Here is a 17,827-nt window from a genome sequence, read left to right on the forward strand (position 1 = left end):
ACAAGTGGAACAGCTTCGCGGTGCCGTACGGACGTATGCGTGGGGGTCGCGCACGGCCATCGCCGAATTCACCGGGCGTCCGGTGCCCGCGGCTCACCCCGAGGCCGAGCTCTGGTTCGGCGCGCATCCGGGGGATCCGGCCTTTCTGGAGACCGAGCAGGGCGAACTCTCGTTACTGGACGCGGTGACCGCCGATCCGGAGGGACAGCTCGGCTCCGCGTCGCGCGACCGGTTCGGGGACGTGCTGCCGTTCTTGGTCAAGGTGCTCGCCGCTGACGAACCGCTGTCGCTGCAGGCGCATCCGAGTGCCGAACAAGCCATCGAGGGCTATCTGCGCGAGGAGAAGTTGGGCATCCCGGTGGCCTCGCCGGTCCGCAACTACCGTGACACCTCGCACAAGCCCGAATTGCTGGTGGCACTGCAGTCATTCGAGGCGCTCGCCGGGTTTCGCCAGGCGTCGCGCACCATCGAGCTGCTGCGGGCATTGGCCGTCACCGACCTCGATCCCTGCATCGAGTTGCTGAACGACCAGTCCGACGCCGACGGTTTGCGCGCGCTGTTCACCACCTGGATCACCGCGCCGCAGCCCGACATCGATGTGCTGGTGTCCGCGGTGATCGACGGTGCCATTCAGTACGTCAGCTCCGGCGCAACGGAATTCGCGGCCGAGGCCAAGACGGTGCTGGAACTCGGCGAACGCTACCCCGGCGACGCCGGGGTGCTCGCGTCGTTGTTGCTCAACCGGATCAGCCTGGTCGCGGGCGAGGCGCTCTACATTCCGGCCGGCAACCTGCACACCTATCTGCGCGGGTTCGCGATCGAGGTTATGGCCAACTCCGACAACGTGTTACGTGGTGGCTTGACTCCCAAGCACGTCGATGTGCCCGAGTTGTTGCGGGTGCTGGACTTCGCGCCGACCGCCGAGGCGCAGCTGCGGCCGGAGGTCCGCCGCGAGGGGCTCGGCCTGATCTACGACACCCCGGCCGACGAGTTCGCGGTCGCGCTGCTGACGCTCGAGGGTGAGCATCTGGGCCACGAGGTCGACGCGTCACCAAACCATGACGGCCCGCAGATCTTGTTGTGCGCCGAGGGTTCTGCGGTGGTGCACGGGAAATCCGGCTCACTCAACCTGGAGCGCGGCATGGCCGCCTGGGTCGCGGCCGACGACGGCCCGGTGGGGCTGGTCGCACACGAACCCGCCAAGTTGTTCAGGGCGACAGTGGGTTTGTGACGGCCCGCTCGCTGCCGGCGCGCCGCGATTCGCGGCGCTCACCCAGCCACAGCCGCAGGTTGTGAGCGATGGTCCGGCCGATGATCCGCGGCGGTGGAACCATATAGAGGCTGTCGAGTAGCGAGAACCGGCGCAAAAACCATTCGGCGAGAACGGGTTCGGTTTCTGCGGCGCCGAGGAATTGATCGAACAGCGCTCCCGACGGCCGCCACCACCAGGGGATCGGATCGCCGGCGGCGGCGTGGTGAAAAGCGACGTCGCCGATCGCGTTCATCGTCCACACCGGATACGTGGTCTTGGCGGTCGCCCGATTGAGTCGACCGGCCAGGTCGCCGTCTGTGGACCGCAATGCCCGCCGCAGATGACCGGCCTGCAGCGACGTCATCGTCATGCCTTGCCCGAAGGTGGGATTGAAGCTGGCCACCGCGTCGCCGAGGGGGATGATTCCGGCCGGAAACCGGTCCAGCTTGTCGTAGCGGCGCCATCTGCTGGCCGGGAACGCGTGAAATGCCGGTGCGCCAACGGGTTCGGCGTTCGTCAGCGCCTCGGTGAAATGCGCCGGGAGTAGCGCGATGGCCAGTGCAACCATTTCCGGGAAGGTTGTCGGCGGCTTCGCTCCGGCCACGCCGAACGTGGTCAGCACCCAGGTGCCGTCCTCGTAGCACAGCATGCCCATGCCCAGCGACTGGTCGTGGGAGGCGCCCGCCACCACCACCTTCTCGGCGATCAACCCCTCCGGGATGCGGAACTGGTGGCTGGCGTAGTTGATGCCGATGTCCAGGGTTTGCTCGGCCGGGCGCCGATATCCCCACTGTGTCAACCACACCGGCAGCCGGGTGCCCCGACCCGCCGCGTCGACGACGAGGTCGGCGCGCACGAAATCCGGTTCGCCACCGTCGACCGGGTCCAGCAGCACCCCGGTCACCCGCTGCCGCGCCGCGTCGAACCGCGGTTCGGCGACCGATCGCCGCAGGATCTCCACGTTGTCGATGTCGAGGACGCGGCTGCGCAACTGCCACTCGAGATGCGGGCGGCTGGGCACATAGGCGGTGAACTCGTCACGCAGCGTGTGGCCCGTTCCGAGGACATGACCCGCGGCGCCCAGGTGGATGCAGTCCGGGCGATTCTCCAGCATGGGCACGCCGGCGGCCACCATGTCCTCGAGCAGGCCCGGAAACAGGGTGTCGAATTCGGTGGCCCCGCGGGCCATCAGCAAATGCAGATGCCGGTCCTGCGGAGTCGCCGCACGATTACCCGGGGTGGGCGACAGGTCGTCCCGCTCGTAGACGCTGACCTGGGAATACACGTCCGAAAGCACCCGCGCAGCACACAGACCCGCGATGCTCGCGCCGACCACTACCGCGTGGTCTCGCGTGTCCGCGCGTTCCGGCATCCGGGGTGAGTACCCAGTACTGTGCGGTCCAATGTCTGCTGACGTTAACGAGAGGGTGGCAAATGGCCAACCGATGGCGCACCAAGTCAGTCGAACAGTCCATCGCCGACACCGACGAGCCCGGCACCCGACTCCGCAAGGTTCTCACCTGGTGGGACCTCACGGTGTTCGGTGTGGCGGTGGTGATCGGCGCCGGCATCTTCACGGTCACCGCATCGACCGCCGGCGATATCACCGGCCCGGCGATCTGGATATCGTTCGCGATCGCGGCGGTCACCTGCGCGCTGGCGGCGTTGTGTTACGCCGAATTCGCCTCGACACTGCCGGTCGCGGGCAGTGCGTACACCTTTTCCTACGCCACCTTCGGTGAGTTCCTTGCCTGGATCATCGGCTGGAATCTGTTGCTGGAATTGGCAATCGGTGCCGCCGTGGTGTCCAAGGGCTGGTCGAGTTACCTCGGGTCGGTGTTCGGATTTGCCGGTGGGACAGTCAACTTGGGTTCGATCAACGTCGACTGGGGCGCGCTGCTGATCGTCTTCCTGGTGGCGACGCTGGTCGCCGTGGGCACCAAGGTGTCGTCGAGGATTTCCGCCGTGATCACCGCGATCAAGGTGTCGGTGGTGATCTTCGTCGTGGTGGTCGGCGTCTTCTACATCAAAGCCTCCAACTACTCGCCGTTCATCCCCAAGCCGGAAGCCGGGCACGAGGCCAGCGGCATCAACCAGTCGGTGCTGTCGTTGGTGACCGGGGCGCACAGCAGTCATTACGGGTGGTACGGCGTGCTGGCCGGGGCCTCGATCGTGTTCTTCGCGTTCATCGGATTCGACATCGTCGCGACGATGGCCGAGGAAACCAAACATCCGCAGCGCGACGTGCCGCGGGGGATCTTGACGTCGCTGGGGGTCGTCACCTTGCTGTACATCGCGGTCTCCGTGGTGCTGTCCGGCATGGTGTCCTACACCCAGCTCAAAACCATGCCCGGCGGCAAGCCGGCGAACCTGGCCACCGCGTTCACCGCCAACGGGATCGGTTGGGCGGGCAAGATCATCGCCGTCGGGGCACTGGCCGGACTGACCACCGTGGTGATGGTGCTGGTGCTCGGTGGCTGCCGGGTGCTGTTCGCGATGGCGCGCGACGGGTTGTTGCCGCGGCCACTGGCCAAGACCAGCTCACGCGGGACGCCGGTCCGGATCACCGTGCTGGTCGGGCTGGTGATCGCGGCGACGGCGTCGGTGTTCCCGATCAGCAAGCTCGAGGAGATGGTCAACGTCGGAACGCTGTTCGCGTTCGTCCTGGTGTCCGCCGGAGTGGTCGTCCTGCGCCGGACCCGGCCGGACCTGGAGCGCGGCTTCCGGGCGCCGTGGGTGCCGGTGCTGCCGATCGCCTCGATCTGCGCGTGTGTCTGGCTGATGGTCAACCTCACCGCGCTGACCTGGGTGCGGTTCGCGGTATGGCTGGCGCTGGGGACCGCGATCTATCTCGGCTACGGATATCGCCATTCGATGCAGGGCCGCCGGGAGGCCGGCCAAGCGGTGTAGCCGGCGCGCAGTTTAGTTTACAAATCAGCATTGTTTGTCTAGACACAAGACGCAACTAGCGGTATTGTCCAATCTCAACGTGGTGTGACTCACAAGGAGGTTTGGCATATGACCACACAGATCCACCAAGCCGGGCAGCCCGGGGTAACCGAGTGGCGCGACAAGAAGCGCTACCTGTGGCTGATGGGGCTGATCCCGCCGACGGCGCTGTTCGTGATGCTGCCGATCGTCTGGGGGCTGAACCACCTCGGCTGGCACGGCGCGGCGCAGGTGCCGCTGTGGATCGGGCCGATCCTGCTCTACATCGTGCTGCCGATCCTGGATCTGCGGTTCGGGCCGGACGGGCAGAACCCGCCCGACGAGGTGATGGAGCGGCTGGAAAACGACAAGTACTACCGCTACTGCACCTACATCTACATCCCGTTCCAGTACCTCAGCGTGCTGCTGGGCGCCTACCTGTTCACCGCGTCGGACCTGGGGTGGCTGGGCTTCGAGGGTGGCCTGGGCTGGGCCGGCAAGATCGGCGTCGCGCTCTCGGTCGGTGTGCTCGGCGGCGTCGGCATCAACACCGCGCACGAGATGGGGCACAAGAAGGACTCGCTGGAGCGCTGGCTGTCCAAGATCACCCTGGCCCAGACCGGCTACGGCCACTTCTACATCGAGCACAACCGCGGCCACCACGTGCGCGTCTCCACCCCCGAGGACCCGGCGTCGGCCCGCTTCGGCGAGACGTTCTGGGAGTTCTTGCCCCGCAGCGTCTTCGGCAGCCTGCGCTCAGCGGTTCAGCTGGAGGCGCAGCGGATCCGCCGGCTCGGCAAGAGCCCCTGGGACCCCAGGACGTATGCGTCCAACGACGTGCTCAACGCCTGGGCCATGTCGGTGCTGTTGTTCGGCGCGCTGATCGCGGCCTTCGGCGTCGGCGTGATTCCGTTCCTCGTCATCCAGGCGGTCTTCGGCTTCTCGTTGCTGGAAACCGTCAACTACCTCGAGCACTACGGCCTGCTGCGGCAGCGCAACGCCAACGGCCGCTACGAGCGGTGCGCCCCGGTGCACAGCTGGAACTCCGACCACATCGTCACCAACCTGTTCCTCTACCACCTGCAGCGGCACAGCGATCACCACGCCAACCCCACCCGGCGCTACCAGACGCTGCGCAGCATGGCGGGCGCCCCCAACCTGCCCAGCGGGTACGCGTCGATGATCGCGCTGACCTACTTTCCGGCGGTGTGGCGCAAGGTGATGGACCACCGGGTGCTGGCGCACTACGACGGTGACATCACCAAGGTCAACATCCATCCCCGGATGCGCGAGCGGGTGCTGGCGAAATACCGGGCCCCCGAGAAGGTCCAGGCATGAGCGTCTACCGCTGCCCCTGCTGCGGCTACACCTACGACGAGACGAAAGGCGCTCCGCGGGAGGGATTTCGGCCGGGCACGCCCTTCGCCGAAATCCCCGACAACTGGTGTTGCCCCGATTGTGCCGTGCTCGAGAAAGTCGATTTCGAAGAATCAGGAGTGAACTCATGAGCGACTACAAGCTTTTCGTCTGCGTGCAGTGCGGATTCGAATACGACGAGGCCAAGGGCTGGCCCGAGGACGGGATCGCCCCCGGCACCCGGTGGGACGAGATCCCCGACGACTGGAGCTGCCCGGATTGCGGCGCGGCAAAATCCGACTTCGAGATGGTCGAGGTAGCTCGATCCTGAGGGCCTCAACAACTAATGTCGCGCCTGTGAAGCGGATTCCATACGCCGAGGCCTCGCGCGTGCTGCTGCGTGACTCGGTGCTGGACGCGATGCGCGACTTGCTGCTGACGCGGGACTGGTCGGCCATCACGCTTTCCGACGTGGCCCGGGCCGCCGGCATCAGCCGGCAGACCATCTACAACGAGTTCGGCTCTCGGCAAGGTCTGGCGCAGGGGTACGCCCTGCGCCTGGCCGACCGCCTGGTCGACAGCGTGCACACCGCGCTGGACGCCAACGTCGGCAATATGTACGAAGCGTTTCTGCAGGGCTTCCGGGCGTTCTTCGCCGAGTCGGCGTCGGACCCCCTGGTGATCTCCCTGCTCAGTGGGGTCGCCAAGCCCGATCTGCTGCAGATCATCACCACCGACAGCGCGCCGATCATCACGCGCGCCTCCGAGCGGCTGACCCTGGCGTTCACCACCACCTGGGTGGCGACCAGCGACGAGGACGCCGGCGTGCTGGCGCGCGCGATCGTGCGGCTGGCGTTGAGTTACGTCTCGATGCCGCCGGAGGCCGATCACGACGTCGCACGCGATCTGGCCCGTCTGATGACGCCTTTTGCCGAACGTCACGGCGTCATCAACATCCCCTGACCTGGCGCGCTTACCGGCGCCTATTACAGTGGCGGGCGAGCGTATATCCAAGCTAACGAAATCCATTTGAGCCCCTAAGCCGCAGAAGGAACAGACACGCCATGACTCTGACGCCCGAAGTTCGCAACGGCATCGACTTCAAGATCGCCGACCTGTCGCTCGCGGAATTCGGCCGCAAGGAACTCGACCTGGCCGAGTACGAGATGCCCGGCCTGATGTCGCTGCGGCGCGAGTACGCCGACGTGCAACCGCTGAAGGGCGCCCGCATCTCGGGTTCGCTGCACATGACCGTGCAGACCGCGGTGCTGATCGAGACGCTGACGTCGCTGGGCGCCGAGGTCCGCTGGGCGTCGTGCAACATCTTCTCGACGCAGGACCACGCCGCGGCGGCGGTCGTCGTCGGACCGCACGGCACCCCGGAGGAGCCCAAGGGCGTCCCGGTGTTCGCGTGGAAGGGCGAGTCGCTGGAGGAGTACTGGTGGTGCGCCGAGCAGATGCTCACCTGGGAGGGCGAGCCGGCCAACATGATCCTGGACGACGGCGGAGACGCCACCATGATGGTGCTGCGCGGCGCGCAGTACGAGAAGGCCGGCGTGGTGCCGCCCGCCGAGGATGACGACCCGGCGGAATGGAAGGTCTTCCTGGGCGTCCTGCGGCGCCGCTTCGAGACCGACAAGACCAAGTGGACCAAGATCGCGGAGTCGGTCAAGGGTGTCACCGAGGAGACCACCACCGGCGTGCTGCGCCTCTACCAGTTCGCCGCGGCCGGCGACCTGGCCTTCCCGGCGATCAACGTCAACGACTCGGTGACCAAGTCCAAGTTCGACAACAAGTACGGCACCCGGCACTCGCTGCTCGACGGCATCAACCGCGGCACCGACGCCCTGATCGGCGGCAAGAACGTCTTGATCTGTGGTTACGGCGACGTGGGTAAGGGCTGCGCGGAGGCGGCCAAGGGCCAGGGCGCGCGGGTGTCCGTCACCGAGATCGACCCGATCAACGCGCTGCAGGCGCTGATGGAGGGCTACGACGTGGTGACCGTCGAGGACGCCATCGCCGACGCCGACATCGTCGTCACCGCGACCGGCAACAAGGACATCATCTCGCTGGAGCACATGAAGGCGATGAAGGACCACGCCATCCTGGGCAACATCGGCCACTTCGACAACGAGATCGACATGGCCGCGCTGGAGCGCTCGGGTGCGACCAAGCTCAACATCAAGCCGCAGGTGGACCTGTGGACGTTCGGCGATTCCGGCAAGTCGATCATCGTGCTGTCCGAGGGCCGGCTGCTGAACCTGGGCAACGCCACCGGGCACCCGTCGTTCGTGATGAGCAACAGCTTCGCCAACCAGACGATCGCCCAGATCGAACTGTGGACCAAGAACGACGAGTACGACAACGAGGTGTACCGGCTGCCCAAGCACCTGGACGAGAAGGTGGCCCGCATCCACGTCGAGGCGCTCGGCGGTCGCCTGACCAAGCTCACCAAGGACCAGGCCGAATACCTCGGTGTCGACGTCGAGGGCCCGTTCAAGCCCGACCACTACCGCTACTAGGCACCTCCGGTCGCCGAGCGTGAAACCAACTTCACGCTCGCGCAGGGATTAGGCTCGCGCCGTGCTGATCGCGATCGAGGGCGTCGACGGCTCCGGTAAGCGGACGCTGACCGAGGGGCTGCGCAAGGCCTTCGAAGCCGCCGGCAAGTCGGTGGCGACGATGGCCTTCCCGCGCTACGGGCAGTCGGTGACCGCCGACATCGCGGCCGAGGCATTGCACGGCGAGCACGGGGACCTGGCGTCGTCGGTGTATGCGATGGCGATGCTCTTCGCGCTGGACCGCGCGGGTGCGGTCGACGAGATGGCCACGTTGAGCCGCGATCACGACGTGCTGATTCTCGACCGCTACGTCGCCTCCAATGCCGCCTACAGTGCCGCGCGCCTGCACCAGGACGCGGCCGGGGACGCGGCCGCGTGGGTGTATGAGCTGGAATTCCACCGGCTCGGGCTGCCCGCGCCGGACTGCCAGGTGCTGCTCGGGGTGTCCGCCGAGCTCGCCGGGCAGCGGGCCCGGCGCCGCGCCGAAATCGATCCGGGCCGTCCGCGCGACAGCTACGAACGCGACGACGGGCTGCAGCAGCGCACCCGCGCGGTGTACGCCGGATTGGCCGACGCCGGCTGGGGTGGGCGATGGCTGGTGGTCGACGCGGACGTCGATCCGGGCCGCCTGGCGGCCAGTTTGGCCTCCGAATAGCACAAATTTGTCACGATTTGCCCGTATCGAAAGAGAAACGCCCGTGTGGCGCCCGAGTTTTGTCCCGATCTGGTGACACCATGGACTCCATGAGGCAAAGGATTTTGGTCGTCGACGACGACGCTTCGCTCGCGGAGATGCTGACCATCGTTCTTCGTGGGGAGGGCTTCGACACTGCGGTCATCGGCGACGGCACCCAGGCTCTGACCGCGGTGCGCGAGCTGCGGCCCGATCTGGTGCTGCTGGACCTGATGTTGCCGGGCATGAACGGCATCGACGTGTGCCGGGTGCTGCGCGCCGATTCCGGTGTTCCGATTGTGATGCTGACCGCCAAGACCGACACCGTGGATGTGGTGCTGGGCCTGGAGTCGGGTGCCGACGACTACATCATGAAGCCGTTCAAGCCCAAGGAGCTGGTCGCCCGGGTGCGGGCGCGGCTGCGCCGCAACGACGACGAGCCTGCCGAGATGCTCTCCATCGCCGACGTCGAGATCGACGTGCCGGCGCACAAGGTCACCCGCAACGGCGAGCAGATCTCGCTGACCCCGCTGGAGTTCGACCTGCTGGTGGCGCTGGCACGCAAACCGCGCCAGGTGTTTACTCGTGATGTACTGCTCGAACAGGTGTGGGGATACCGTCACCCGGCGGACACCCGGTTGGTGAACGTGCACGTCCAGCGCCTGCGGGCCAAGGTCGAGAAAGACCCGGAGAACCCGACTGTGGTGTTGACCGTTCGAGGAGTGGGTTACAAGGCCGGACCTCCGTGATCCGCGGCGGCGCCGGTGTAAGACATCACGATGCTGAGGAGCGCCGCCATTGATCTGGGGCTCGCGGCGACGTATTCACGGTCACCGCTGGGGACGAACCGGTCCCATGACTCGGGGCATGAGTGCGTTGAGTCGAGCCGTCGCCATTGCCTGGCGCCGCTCGCTGCAACTGCGAGTCGTGGCACTGACGCTGGGATTGTCCTTGGCGGTGATATTGGCGCTCGGCTTCGTGCTCACCAGCCAGGTCACCAACCGGGTTCTTGACGTCAAGGTCAAGGCGGGCATCGAGCAGATCGAACGGGCCCGCGCGACCGTCGGCGGGATCGTCAACGGCGAGGAGTCGCGCTCGCTGGACAGCAGCTTGCAGCTGGCCCGCAACACGCTGACGTCGAAAACCGATCCGTCGTCGGGCCCCGGCTTGGCCGGTGCGTTCGACGTGGTGTTGATGGTGCCCGGCGATGGCCCGCGCGCGGCGGCCGCCGCCGGGCCGGTCGACCAGGTGCCGGCCTCGTTGCGCGGCTTCGTCAAGGCCGGGCAGGCGGCCTACCAGTACGCCACGGTGCACACCGAAGGGTTTTCGGGGCCGGCGCTGATCGTCGGCTCGCCGGCGTCGTCGCAGGTGGCAAACCTGGAGCTGTATCTGATCTTCCCGCTGGCCAGCGAGCAGGCCACGATCACGCTGGTGCGCGGCACGATGATCACCGGCGGCGCGGTGTTGCTGGTGTTGCTGGCCGGTATCGCACTGCTGGTGTCGCGCCAGGTGGTGGTGCCGGTGCGCTCGGCCTCGCGGATCGCCGAGCGGTTCTCCGAGGGGCATCTGTCCGAACGCATGCCGGTGCGCGGTGAGGACGACATGGCGCGGCTTGCGGTGTCGTTCAACGACATGGCCGAGAGCTTGTCGCGGCAGATCACCCAGCTCGAGGAGTTCGGCAACTTGCAGCGCCGGTTCACCTCCGACGTCAGCCACGAACTTCGCACGCCGCTGACCACGGTGCGGATGGCCGCCGACTTGATCTACGACCACAGTTCCGAGCTGGACCCGACCCTGCAACGTTCCACCGAGCTGATGGTCAACGAGCTCGATCGCTTCGAGACGCTGCTCAACGACCTGCTGGAGATCTCCCGGCACGACGCCGGCGTGGCCGAATTGTCGGTGGAGGCAGTCGATTTGCGCACGACGGTGCAGAGCGCGCTGGGCAACGTCGGTCACCTCTCCGAGGACGCCGGTATCGAGCTGCTGGTCGACATGCCGTCGGAAGAGGTGATCGCCGAGGTCGATCCGCGGCGGGTGGAGCGGATCCTGCGCAATCTGATCGCCAACGCCATCGACCACGCCGAGCACAAACCGGTGCGCATCCGGATGGGGGCCGACGAGGACACCGTCGCCGTCACGGTCCGCGACTACGGGGTGGGGCTGCGGCCCGGCGAGGAGAAGTTGGTGTTCAGCCGGTTCTGGCGCTCGGACCCGTCGCGGGTGCGGCGCTCCGGTGGAACCGGGCTGGGCTTGGCGATCAGCGTCGAGGATGCGCGCCTGCACCAGGGCCGGCTGGAGGCGTGGGGCGAGCCCGGTCGGGGCGCCTGCTTCCGGCTGACGCTTCCGCTGGTCCGTGGCCACAAGGTCACCACCAGCCCGTTGCCGATGAAACCGATCCCGCAGCCCACCCCGCCGCCCGGGGAATCCCCGCAACCGGCGGGCAACGAGCGCCCGCGCCAACACGAGCACGCCGAGAGGAGTCTGTGATGCGGCGCCTGCTCGTCGCGCTGCTGGCAGTCGTGCTTGCCGGCTGTGCGGGGGTGCCGAGCACGTCGGCGCCGCAGGCCATCGGCACCGTCGAACGACCGGCACCGTCGAATCTGCCCAAGCCCACCCCGGGTATGGATCCCGACGTGTTGCTGCGCGAATTCCTCAAGGCCACAGCCGATCCCGCCAACCGGCATCTGGCCGCGCGGCAGTTCCTCACCCAGTCGGCATCCAACGCGTGGGACGACGCCGGTAGCGCTCTGCTGATCGACCATGTGGTGTTCGTGGAAACCCGTGGTGCCGAACGTGTTTCGGCGACGATGCGAGCCGACATCCTGGGCTCGCTGTCCGATGTCGGGGTGTTCGAAACGGCGGAGGGCGTGCTGCCCGACCCGGGCCCGATCGAGCTGGTCAAGACCCCCGGCGGCTGGCGAATCGACAAGCTGCCCAACGGGGTTTTCCTGGACTGGCAACAGTTTCAGGCCACCTACAAGCGCAACACGCTGTACTTCGCGGACCCGACCGGCAAGACGGTGGTGCCCGACCCACGCTATGTCGCGGTCTCCGATCACGATCAGCTGCCCACCGAACTCGTGTCCAAGCTGCTGGCCGGACCCCGGCCGGAGATGGCGCACACGGTTCGCAACCTGCTGGCCCCGCCGCTACGCCTGCGCGGGCCGGTGACCCGGGCCGACGGCGGTAAGAACGGGATCGGGCGCGGCTACGGCGGTGCGCGCATCGACCTGCAGAAACTGTCCACCACCGATCCGCACAGTCGGCAATTGCTTGCCGCACAGATCATTTGGACGTTGGCCAGAGCGGACATCAGGGGCCCGTATGTGATCAACGCCGACGGGGCGCCGCTGGACGACAGGTTCGCCGAAGGGTGGACCACCTCAGACGTCGCCGCCACCGACCCAGGCGTGGCCGACGGTGCCGGCGCGGGCCTGCACGCTCTGATCAACGGGTCGCTGGTCGGCCTGGATGGGCAGCGGACCACCACGGTACCCGGCGCGTTCGGCCGGATGGGCGACCAGACGCTGGCCGCGTTGTCCCGCAGCGGCCGGCAGGTGGCGTCCGTGGTGACCCTGCACCGCGGCGCCCCGGACATGGCGGAATCGTTGTGGATCGGTGATCTCGGCGGCGAGGCCGTCCAGTCCGCCGACGGGCACAGCTTGTCGCGCCCCAGCTGGTCGCTGGACGACGCGGTCTGGGTGGTGGTGGACGGCAACAACGTGCTGCGGGCCATCCAGGAGCCGGCCTCCGGGCAACCCGCGCGTCTCCCGGTGGATTCCGGGGCGGTGGCGAGCAAATTCCCGGGGCCGATCAGCGACCTGCAGCTGTCCCGCGACGGCACCCGCGCCGCGATGGTGATCGGCGGCATGGTGATTCTCGCCGGCGTCGAGCAGACCCAGGCCGGGCAGTATGCGCTGACCTACCCGCGGCGGTTGGGTTTCGGGCTGGGCAATTCGGTGGTCTCGCTGTACTGGCGCACCGGCGACGACATGGTGGTGACCCGCAACGACCTCGCCCATCCGGTCTCGTACGTCAACCTCGACGGGGTGAACTCCGACGCGCCCGCGCACGGCCTGCAGATCCCGCTGACCGCGATCGCGGCCAATCCGTCGACCGTCTACGTCGCGGCGCCGCAGGGCGTGTTGCAGTACTCGGCGTCCGCGCCGGAAAGCCAGCAGACCTGGTCGGAGGTACCGGGCTTGATGACCGGTGGCGCCGCTCCGGTGCTGCCGGGGTAGCCGCTAACACTTCGTCGCGATCTGCAAGCCGACGTCGCCGCCGCTCAGCATGATCGGTTCGGCCGCGGGCTGCAGTCCGGCGTCACGCTGCCATCCGGCGGTCTCTCGGGTGGTCGGAGTCCCCGAGCGGCTGGTCACCCCGAAGTAAAGCTCGTTGAGTGCAGCGAATTGGCTTGCGCCATGACCTGTTTCGAGGCGCAAGGGTTCGACCACCGCAAAGACACCACGTGGTCGCAGCGCCCGCCCCAAGCGTTGGAACAACAGTGCATTCTCCGCGGCACTGAAGTGGTGTGCGAGGTTGGACAGCAGTATCACGTCATAGGTCTTGACGCCGAAATCGTGCGACAGCGCGTCGGCCTCGAGATGGACGACGCGATTGCCCATGTTCTCGGCGGCCAGCAGCGGTGCGGCCACCCTGACGGCCTCGGGCAGGTCCAGGACCACCGAACGCAACTGGGGATGGCGCCGGCACACGGCAACCGAGTAGCGTCCGTGCGCGCCGCCGACATCGATCATGTCGGTCGCACCGCCCGGCACCGGGATGAACTGCGCGACTTCGTGTGCCGCCAGGCCGGCCAGGGCCCGCATGGCTCGCAGGTAATGTTCCCACTGCACGCCGGTCATGGTCTGGTGCAGCTCGAGCGGGATACCGGTGCGCACATAGTCTTCGACGTGCGTCATCAGCTCCCACTCGTCGAACGCGAAGAGCACCGCATCGACCACCGAGGTCGGGCTTTCCGTCAGTAGCCAGGTGCGCGCGGTCGGCGTCAACGCGTACCGGCCGTCGCGGTATGTCAGGTAATCCGACCCGGCGAGGGCGATCAGCAGCTGCTGCGTTGCCACCGTGTCGGTGCCGCATCGGTCCGCGATTTCGGCGGGCGTCGCCGCCCGGTGGCGCAGTGACTCGAACACACCGAGTTTGGTTGCCGCCATGATCGCGCGCGCCCGGCCGAACGCGAAGTGGGTATCGAAGAATGGCAACGGGAGTTGTCGTGACGCCAGGGCCTTCCATTCTGCCGGGTCGTCCGGGATCATACCCAAGTGCACGTCAGATTGGCCGTTCAATCATGTTGTCGGGAGCAATGTTTGGGTTGCTGTTGAAGATGTTGTCGGGGTCGTACTTCGACTTGATCGCGGCCAGCCGCTCGTACTTGCCGTTTCGGTAGGCCTCCCGCACGCGCGCGTCGTCGTCGTAGGCCAGAAAGTTCGAGTAGATCCCGCCGCTGTGCCAGCCGGACGTCCTGGCGAAAGTTTCTCGTGCCCAATCGATGTGGGGACGGCCCTCGACCCCGGGATCCCACCGGGTGAGCACATTGAGGAAATGATCGGCGTGGCGATCCGGAAACGCGGTGTCGTCTTCGGACAGCAGATCCTGGGCGCCATGCTGATAGGAGACCTCCAGCACGGAGATCGGCGACGGCAGCAGCCGCGCCGATTCGATCAGCGCGCCGATGCAGTCACCGGTGATTTCACCGAGATAGCCGCCTTTGGTGTAATTGCACGCGCCCGGGCCGAGCAGGTCATCGTTGACCGATTGCAGCTCGACGAACGGCATGGTCTGCATACTCGAGAACACCTGCGGCGCACCGTTCCACAACTCCTCGTTGATCGATCGGGCAGCCGCGGGGTCCCCGGTCCACACACTCACCAGCACGCACACCGGCGCGCCGACCAGATCGTCGGGCACCCCCGGCTCGGCGAAGGCCCGCCGCAGATACACCACGACCTTCAGGTCGTCGGGAGCGCGCCGCATCATCTGGTCGTAGTGCATGATCGCATCGGCCGCATTCTCTAGGCGATACAGTGCTGTACCAACCGGAAGTGGTTGTGCGACAACGTGTGTTGTAAATTCGAACTCGGTGACGACGCCGAAATTCGTTCCCGCGCCACGCAGGCCCCAGAACAGATCGGCGTTCTCGTTCGCGCTGGCGCGGACCACGCTGCCGTCGGCCAGCACCACCCGAGCCGAAAGCAGGTTATCGCAGGTGAGGCCGTATTTGCGGGTCAGCCAGCCGGCGCCGCCGCCGAGCGCCAGCCCGGCCACACCGGTCTGCGACATCACACCGGCCGGCGTTGCCAAACCGTGGATCTGCGTCGCGCGATCCATATCGGCGAGCAGGCAGCCGCCACCGACCCGTACCGCCGGAGCATCGGGGTCGACGGCGACCTGGCGCATCTGGCCGAGATCGATGACGAGCCCGTCGTCGATCATGGAATGCCCTGCGACGCTGTGGCCGCCGCCTCTGACGGTCAGTGAGATGGCGTGCTCGCGCGCGAATTCGATTGCGGTGGCGACGTCCCTATCGGTGCGGCAGCGGGCAACCAGCGCGGGGTGCCGGTCGATCAGCGCGTTCCAGATGCGACGGGTTTGCTGATACTCCGGGTGCCGACAGTGCACGATGTCACCGTCCAGCCGAGCATCCAACGCGGCGAGCTGATGATCCGAAAAGCGCTGAACGGGAACGGATTCAGCGTGCACCATGGGCGGACTCCCGGTTTCGATTGACGGGTCACTCGGCACGATACCCACGATAGGCGGTAGGTATGTGCCCACATCGGGGCTAGCCTAATTACGCAGTGGTTTGGCCGGATCGCGCACGGCCCCCAGCACGGCATAGCGCGGCCTTGGTCGGCAACGCTAGCTTGTTGGCACGCGGTTGCGGAAGGGGCATCAGTGAATTGGAGGGAGGCGACCGTATGACGGAACCACCGACAGCGGACGCTTCAAATGCGCACATCTGGAAGCCGGGTATCACGTTCGACGACTTTGCCCGGGTGTGCTGCGGCCGCGTCCACATGCACCTGCTGGACGACCCCGACTCGTTTTGCATGTCTCACCGGGTGGGTCGACTCGGTCCGGCGACCGTCTCCGAAATCGCGCTCGGGTCCGACATGTCGGTGGACGCCGGCGAGGTGTGCGGGGCCTATCGGATCGTGGTGCTGCGGACGGGACACAGCGAGGGGTTCTATCGGGGTCTTTCCTTCGCGGGCGGGCCGGGTGCGGCCACCGTGTACCCACCGCAGGGACGCGCTACCGGGAAATGGGCTGCCGGTACCAGATGCATCTCCTTCAAACTCGAACGTTCGGCCGTCGACGATGCGCTCAGCGATGCACTGGGCTGGCAGGTGATGTCCCAACCCGACTTCTCGCCCATCATGTCCACCGATTCCGCCCCGACCCGAACCTGGATCAACATGCTGGCGCTGTTCAAGGAACAGGTCTTCCGGCCCGACAGTGTGCTGAACCAGCCGCTGGTCGGATTGCCGTTCGTCGACAGCCTGGTCCGCGGGTTTCTACTCGCGGCCGACCATCCCCACCGCGAAGCTCTTGCCAAAGACGTTCGGCTGTTCGCGCCCCGAGCGATTCGATCCGCGATCGAAATCATCGAAGAAGAGGCGCATCTACCGCTGACCTTGACGTCGATCGCCACCCGTACCCACATCAGCGTGCGGACTTTGCAGCAGGGATTTCAGCGTCACCTGGACACCTCGCCGATGGCCTATCTGCGCGAGGTCCGGCTGCGGCGAGCCCACCAGGCGCTGCTGAGGTCGGACCCGTCGCAGGCGACCGTCGCCTCGGTCGCCTACCGCTGGGGCTTCACCAATCTCGGCCGGTTCGCCGCGGCCCACTCCGCGCGTTACCGCGAGACGCCGACGGAGACCCTGCGCCGCAGGGCGTTCCAACGCCTCACCGCCGAAGAACGGATTCACCTGAGATCCGCTCGCCGGTGTTAGGTCCCGCCTCCCAGCTGCGACGAATTTGAGTTGGCCGGGTGGGTGGACGATAGGGCTATCGTGGATCAAATGGGAGGTCTGCAGGTGATGGCAGACAACAGCGCCTGGGTCGCGGTGCGGTCATTGGAGGACTTCGCCGCGCTCCGTAGCGGCCGGTCGGGCTCACCGGCTCATTGGTGGCCCGACATCGGGCCGACCGGCGACGACGGCTCGTTCGCATTCACGCACCGGATACGTCGACTCGGCCCGATCACCGTGCTGGACATTGATTTTCACAACGACATGTGGGTGAACGGCGGGGAGGTTCGTCCGCACTATCACGTCACCGTGCCGGTCACGACGCCCGCGGACGCCACGGCCGGCGGTTTTTCCGTCGCGGCGAAGCCGGGTTCGGTCTGCGTGTATCGGCCCGAGGGCAAGGCCGGTATCTCCGGTTACGGGGGCCGTCTGCTGGCCGTGATGATCGATCGGCGAGCCGTCGAAGATGCGCTCGCCGGTGCACTGGGACGTTCGATCGCTTCGCAAATCGACTGCCAACCCATCATGGCGACCACGGCTCCGGCCGCCCGCAGCTGGATCAACATGGTGACGCTGTTCACCGAGCAGCTGTTCGAGCCGGGCAGCCCGCTGCAGCAGCCCATGGTCGGACTGCCGTTCGCCGAGAGCGTGGTCCACGGCCTCCTGCTCGCGACCGATCACTCATACCGGGCCGCATTGGACGCCGACGCGCCCGAGCCGGAGCCGCCCGCCGTGCGGGCCGCGCTGGACGTCATCGAGGCCGAAGCGGATCAACCGTTGACGGTCTCGGTGCTGGCCGAGCGCAGCTATGTCAGCGTCCGCTCGCTGCAGCAAGCGTTTCGCCATCACCTCGGCATCACTCCGATGGCCTATTTGCGGGACGTCCGCCTGCGCCGAGCGCACCAGATGCTGCTGGAATCCGACCCGGCGCGCATCACCGTTGCTTCGGTTGCCTATCGGTGGGGATTCACCAACCTCGGCAGGTTCGCTGCCGTCCACAGCGCTCGTTACCGGGAGTCACCGTCGGAGACGTTGCGCCGCAGCGCATAACGGTGCGCGG

General features: G+C 66.8%; 16 protein-coding genes. 13 read left to right on the forward strand and 3 right to left on the reverse strand.

From position 1 onward, the window contains the following. Positions 1–4 precede the first annotated feature (4 nt). Positions 5–1,231 carry a mannose-6-phosphate isomerase, class I gene (manA, locus tag BN973_RS08275; protein ID WP_036467238.1) on the forward strand — a complete coding sequence of 409 codons (1,227 nt, stop codon included), beginning with the start codon at positions 5–7 and terminating at the stop codon, positions 1,229–1,231. On the opposite strand, the gene BN973_RS08280 is transcribed toward manA, so the two are convergent. Next, entirely contained in the window at positions 1,209–2,624 is a 1,416-nt protein-coding gene (locus BN973_RS08280) for an FAD-dependent oxidoreductase (protein WP_036467240.1), read from the reverse strand. The genes manA and BN973_RS08280 overlap by 23 nt on opposite strands. 62 nt (positions 2,625–2,686) lie before the next feature. Between BN973_RS08280 and BN973_RS08285 the strand changes: the two genes are divergently transcribed. From BN973_RS08285 to lpqB, 10 genes are all read left to right on the forward strand, one after another. Beyond that, the gene (locus BN973_RS08285) at positions 2,687–4,162 is read left to right on the forward strand and encodes an amino acid permease (protein ID WP_036467243.1); all 1,476 of its coding nucleotides are present in this window, start codon (positions 2,687–2,689) and stop codon (positions 4,160–4,162) included. 108 nt (positions 4,163–4,270) lie between these two features. Next, positions 4,271–5,518 (forward strand): alkane 1-monooxygenase, encoded by a 1,248-nt coding sequence (locus BN973_RS08290; RefSeq protein WP_036467245.1) that lies wholly within the window; start codon positions 4,271–4,273, stop codon positions 5,516–5,518. After that, a complete protein-coding gene (locus BN973_RS30380; protein ID WP_084163330.1) occupies positions 5,515–5,688 on the forward strand; it encodes a rubredoxin in 174 nt (57 codons plus the stop codon). Before BN973_RS08290 ends, BN973_RS30380 begins: the two co-directional genes overlap by 4 nt. Beyond that, on the forward strand, positions 5,685–5,867 hold the full coding sequence (locus BN973_RS08295) for a rubredoxin (RefSeq protein ID WP_036467246.1): 183 nt from the start codon (positions 5,685–5,687) through the stop codon (positions 5,865–5,867). The genes BN973_RS30380 and BN973_RS08295 overlap by 4 nt, the downstream gene beginning before the upstream one ends. 26 nt (positions 5,868–5,893) lie before the next feature. After that, entirely contained in the window at positions 5,894–6,499 is a 606-nt protein-coding gene (gene alkX / locus BN973_RS08300; RefSeq protein ID WP_036467249.1) for a TetR family transcriptional regulator AlkX, read from the forward strand. 101 nt (positions 6,500–6,600) lie between these two features. Beyond that, positions 6,601–8,058 (forward strand): adenosylhomocysteinase, encoded by a 1,458-nt coding sequence (gene ahcY / locus BN973_RS08305; protein WP_036467251.1) that lies wholly within the window; start codon positions 6,601–6,603, stop codon positions 8,056–8,058. A gap of 61 nt (positions 8,059–8,119) precedes the next feature. Continuing rightward, on the forward strand, positions 8,120–8,752 hold the full coding sequence (locus tag BN973_RS08310; protein WP_036467252.1) for a dTMP kinase: 633 nt from the start codon (positions 8,120–8,122) through the stop codon (positions 8,750–8,752). 80 nt (positions 8,753–8,832) lie between these two features. Then, the gene (gene mtrA / locus BN973_RS08315) at positions 8,833–9,519 is read left to right on the forward strand and encodes a two-component system response regulator MtrA (protein WP_007168097.1); all 687 of its coding nucleotides are present in this window, start codon (positions 8,833–8,835) and stop codon (positions 9,517–9,519) included. 49 nt (positions 9,520–9,568) lie between these two features. Next, positions 9,569–11,260 carry an MtrAB system histidine kinase MtrB gene (mtrB, locus tag BN973_RS08320; RefSeq protein WP_084163331.1) on the forward strand — a complete coding sequence of 564 codons (1,692 nt, stop codon included), beginning with the start codon at positions 9,569–9,571 and terminating at the stop codon, positions 11,258–11,260. Next, on the forward strand, positions 11,260–13,014 hold the full coding sequence (gene lpqB, locus BN973_RS08325; protein WP_169718205.1) for an MtrAB system accessory lipoprotein LpqB: 1,755 nt from the start codon (positions 11,260–11,262) through the stop codon (positions 13,012–13,014). The genes mtrB and lpqB overlap by 1 nt, the downstream gene beginning before the upstream one ends. A gap of 3 nt (positions 13,015–13,017) precedes the next feature. Here the strand turns inward: lpqB and BN973_RS08330 are convergent, their stop codons facing one another. Both BN973_RS08330 and BN973_RS08335 read right to left on the reverse strand, forming a co-directional pair. Beyond that, positions 13,018–14,049: a class I SAM-dependent methyltransferase gene (locus BN973_RS08330; protein ID WP_232232193.1), complete on the reverse strand. Its 1,032-nt coding sequence runs from the start codon at positions 14,047–14,049 to the stop codon at positions 13,018–13,020. A 13-nt stretch (positions 14,050–14,062) separates the two neighbouring features. Further along, on the reverse strand, positions 14,063–15,496 hold the full coding sequence (locus BN973_RS08335; protein ID WP_051641175.1) for an FAD-binding oxidoreductase: 1,434 nt from the start codon (positions 15,494–15,496) through the stop codon (positions 14,063–14,065). A 215-nt stretch (positions 15,497–15,711) separates the two neighbouring features. On the opposite strand from BN973_RS08335, the gene BN973_RS08340 reads away from it, so the two are divergent. Together BN973_RS08340 and BN973_RS29885 are read left to right on the forward strand one after the other, a co-directional pair. Further along, positions 15,712–16,749, forward strand: a complete 1,038-nt coding sequence (locus BN973_RS08340; protein ID WP_084163332.1) for an AraC family transcriptional regulator — start codon at positions 15,712–15,714, stop codon at positions 16,747–16,749. Between the two features lie 69 nt (positions 16,750–16,818). After that, positions 16,819–17,817 (forward strand): AraC family transcriptional regulator, encoded by a 999-nt coding sequence (locus BN973_RS29885; RefSeq protein WP_051641176.1) that lies wholly within the window; start codon positions 16,819–16,821, stop codon positions 17,815–17,817. The last annotated feature ends 10 nt before the right edge of the window (positions 17,818–17,827 follow it).

The sequence above is a fragment of the Mycobacterium triplex genome (genome assembly GCF_000689255.1).
Classification (GTDB): domain Bacteria; phylum Actinomycetota; class Actinomycetes; order Mycobacteriales; family Mycobacteriaceae; genus Mycobacterium; species Mycobacterium triplex.

Excerpts from the sequence above, each read along its gene's own strand:
- BN973_RS08285 (WP_036467243.1), top strand. The coding sequence starts at position 2,687 with ATGGCCAACCGATGGCGCACCAAGTCAGTCGAACAGTCCATCGCCGAC.
- BN973_RS30380 (WP_084163330.1), top strand. The coding sequence starts at position 5,515 with ATGAGCGTCTACCGCTGCCCCTGCTGCGGCTACACCTACGACGAGACG.
- mtrA (WP_007168097.1), top strand. The coding sequence starts at position 8,833 with ATGGACTCCATGAGGCAAAGGATTTTGGTCGTCGACGACGACGCTTCG.
- lpqB (WP_169718205.1), top strand. The coding sequence starts at position 11,260 with ATGCGGCGCCTGCTCGTCGCGCTGCTGGCAGTCGTGCTTGCCGGCTGT.
- BN973_RS08335 (WP_051641175.1), bottom strand. The coding sequence starts at position 15,496 with ATGGTGCACGCTGAATCCGTTCCCGTTCAGCGCTTTTCGGATCATCAG.
- BN973_RS08295 (WP_036467246.1), top strand. The coding sequence starts at position 5,685 with ATGAGCGACTACAAGCTTTTCGTCTGCGTGCAGTGCGGATTCGAATAC.
- ahcY (WP_036467251.1), top strand. The coding sequence starts at position 6,601 with ATGACTCTGACGCCCGAAGTTCGCAACGGCATCGACTTCAAGATCGCC.
- BN973_RS08330 (WP_232232193.1), bottom strand. The coding sequence starts at position 14,049 with ATGATCCCGGACGACCCGGCAGAATGGAAGGCCCTGGCGTCACGACAA.
- BN973_RS08280 (WP_036467240.1), bottom strand. The coding sequence starts at position 2,624 with ATGCCGGAACGCGCGGACACGCGAGACCACGCGGTAGTGGTCGGCGCG.
- BN973_RS29885 (WP_051641176.1), top strand. The coding sequence starts at position 16,819 with ATGGGAGGTCTGCAGGTGATGGCAGACAACAGCGCCTGGGTCGCGGTG.
- BN973_RS08290 (WP_036467245.1), top strand. The coding sequence starts at position 4,271 with ATGACCACACAGATCCACCAAGCCGGGCAGCCCGGGGTAACCGAGTGG.
- BN973_RS08340 (WP_084163332.1), top strand. The coding sequence starts at position 15,712 with ATGACGGAACCACCGACAGCGGACGCTTCAAATGCGCACATCTGGAAG.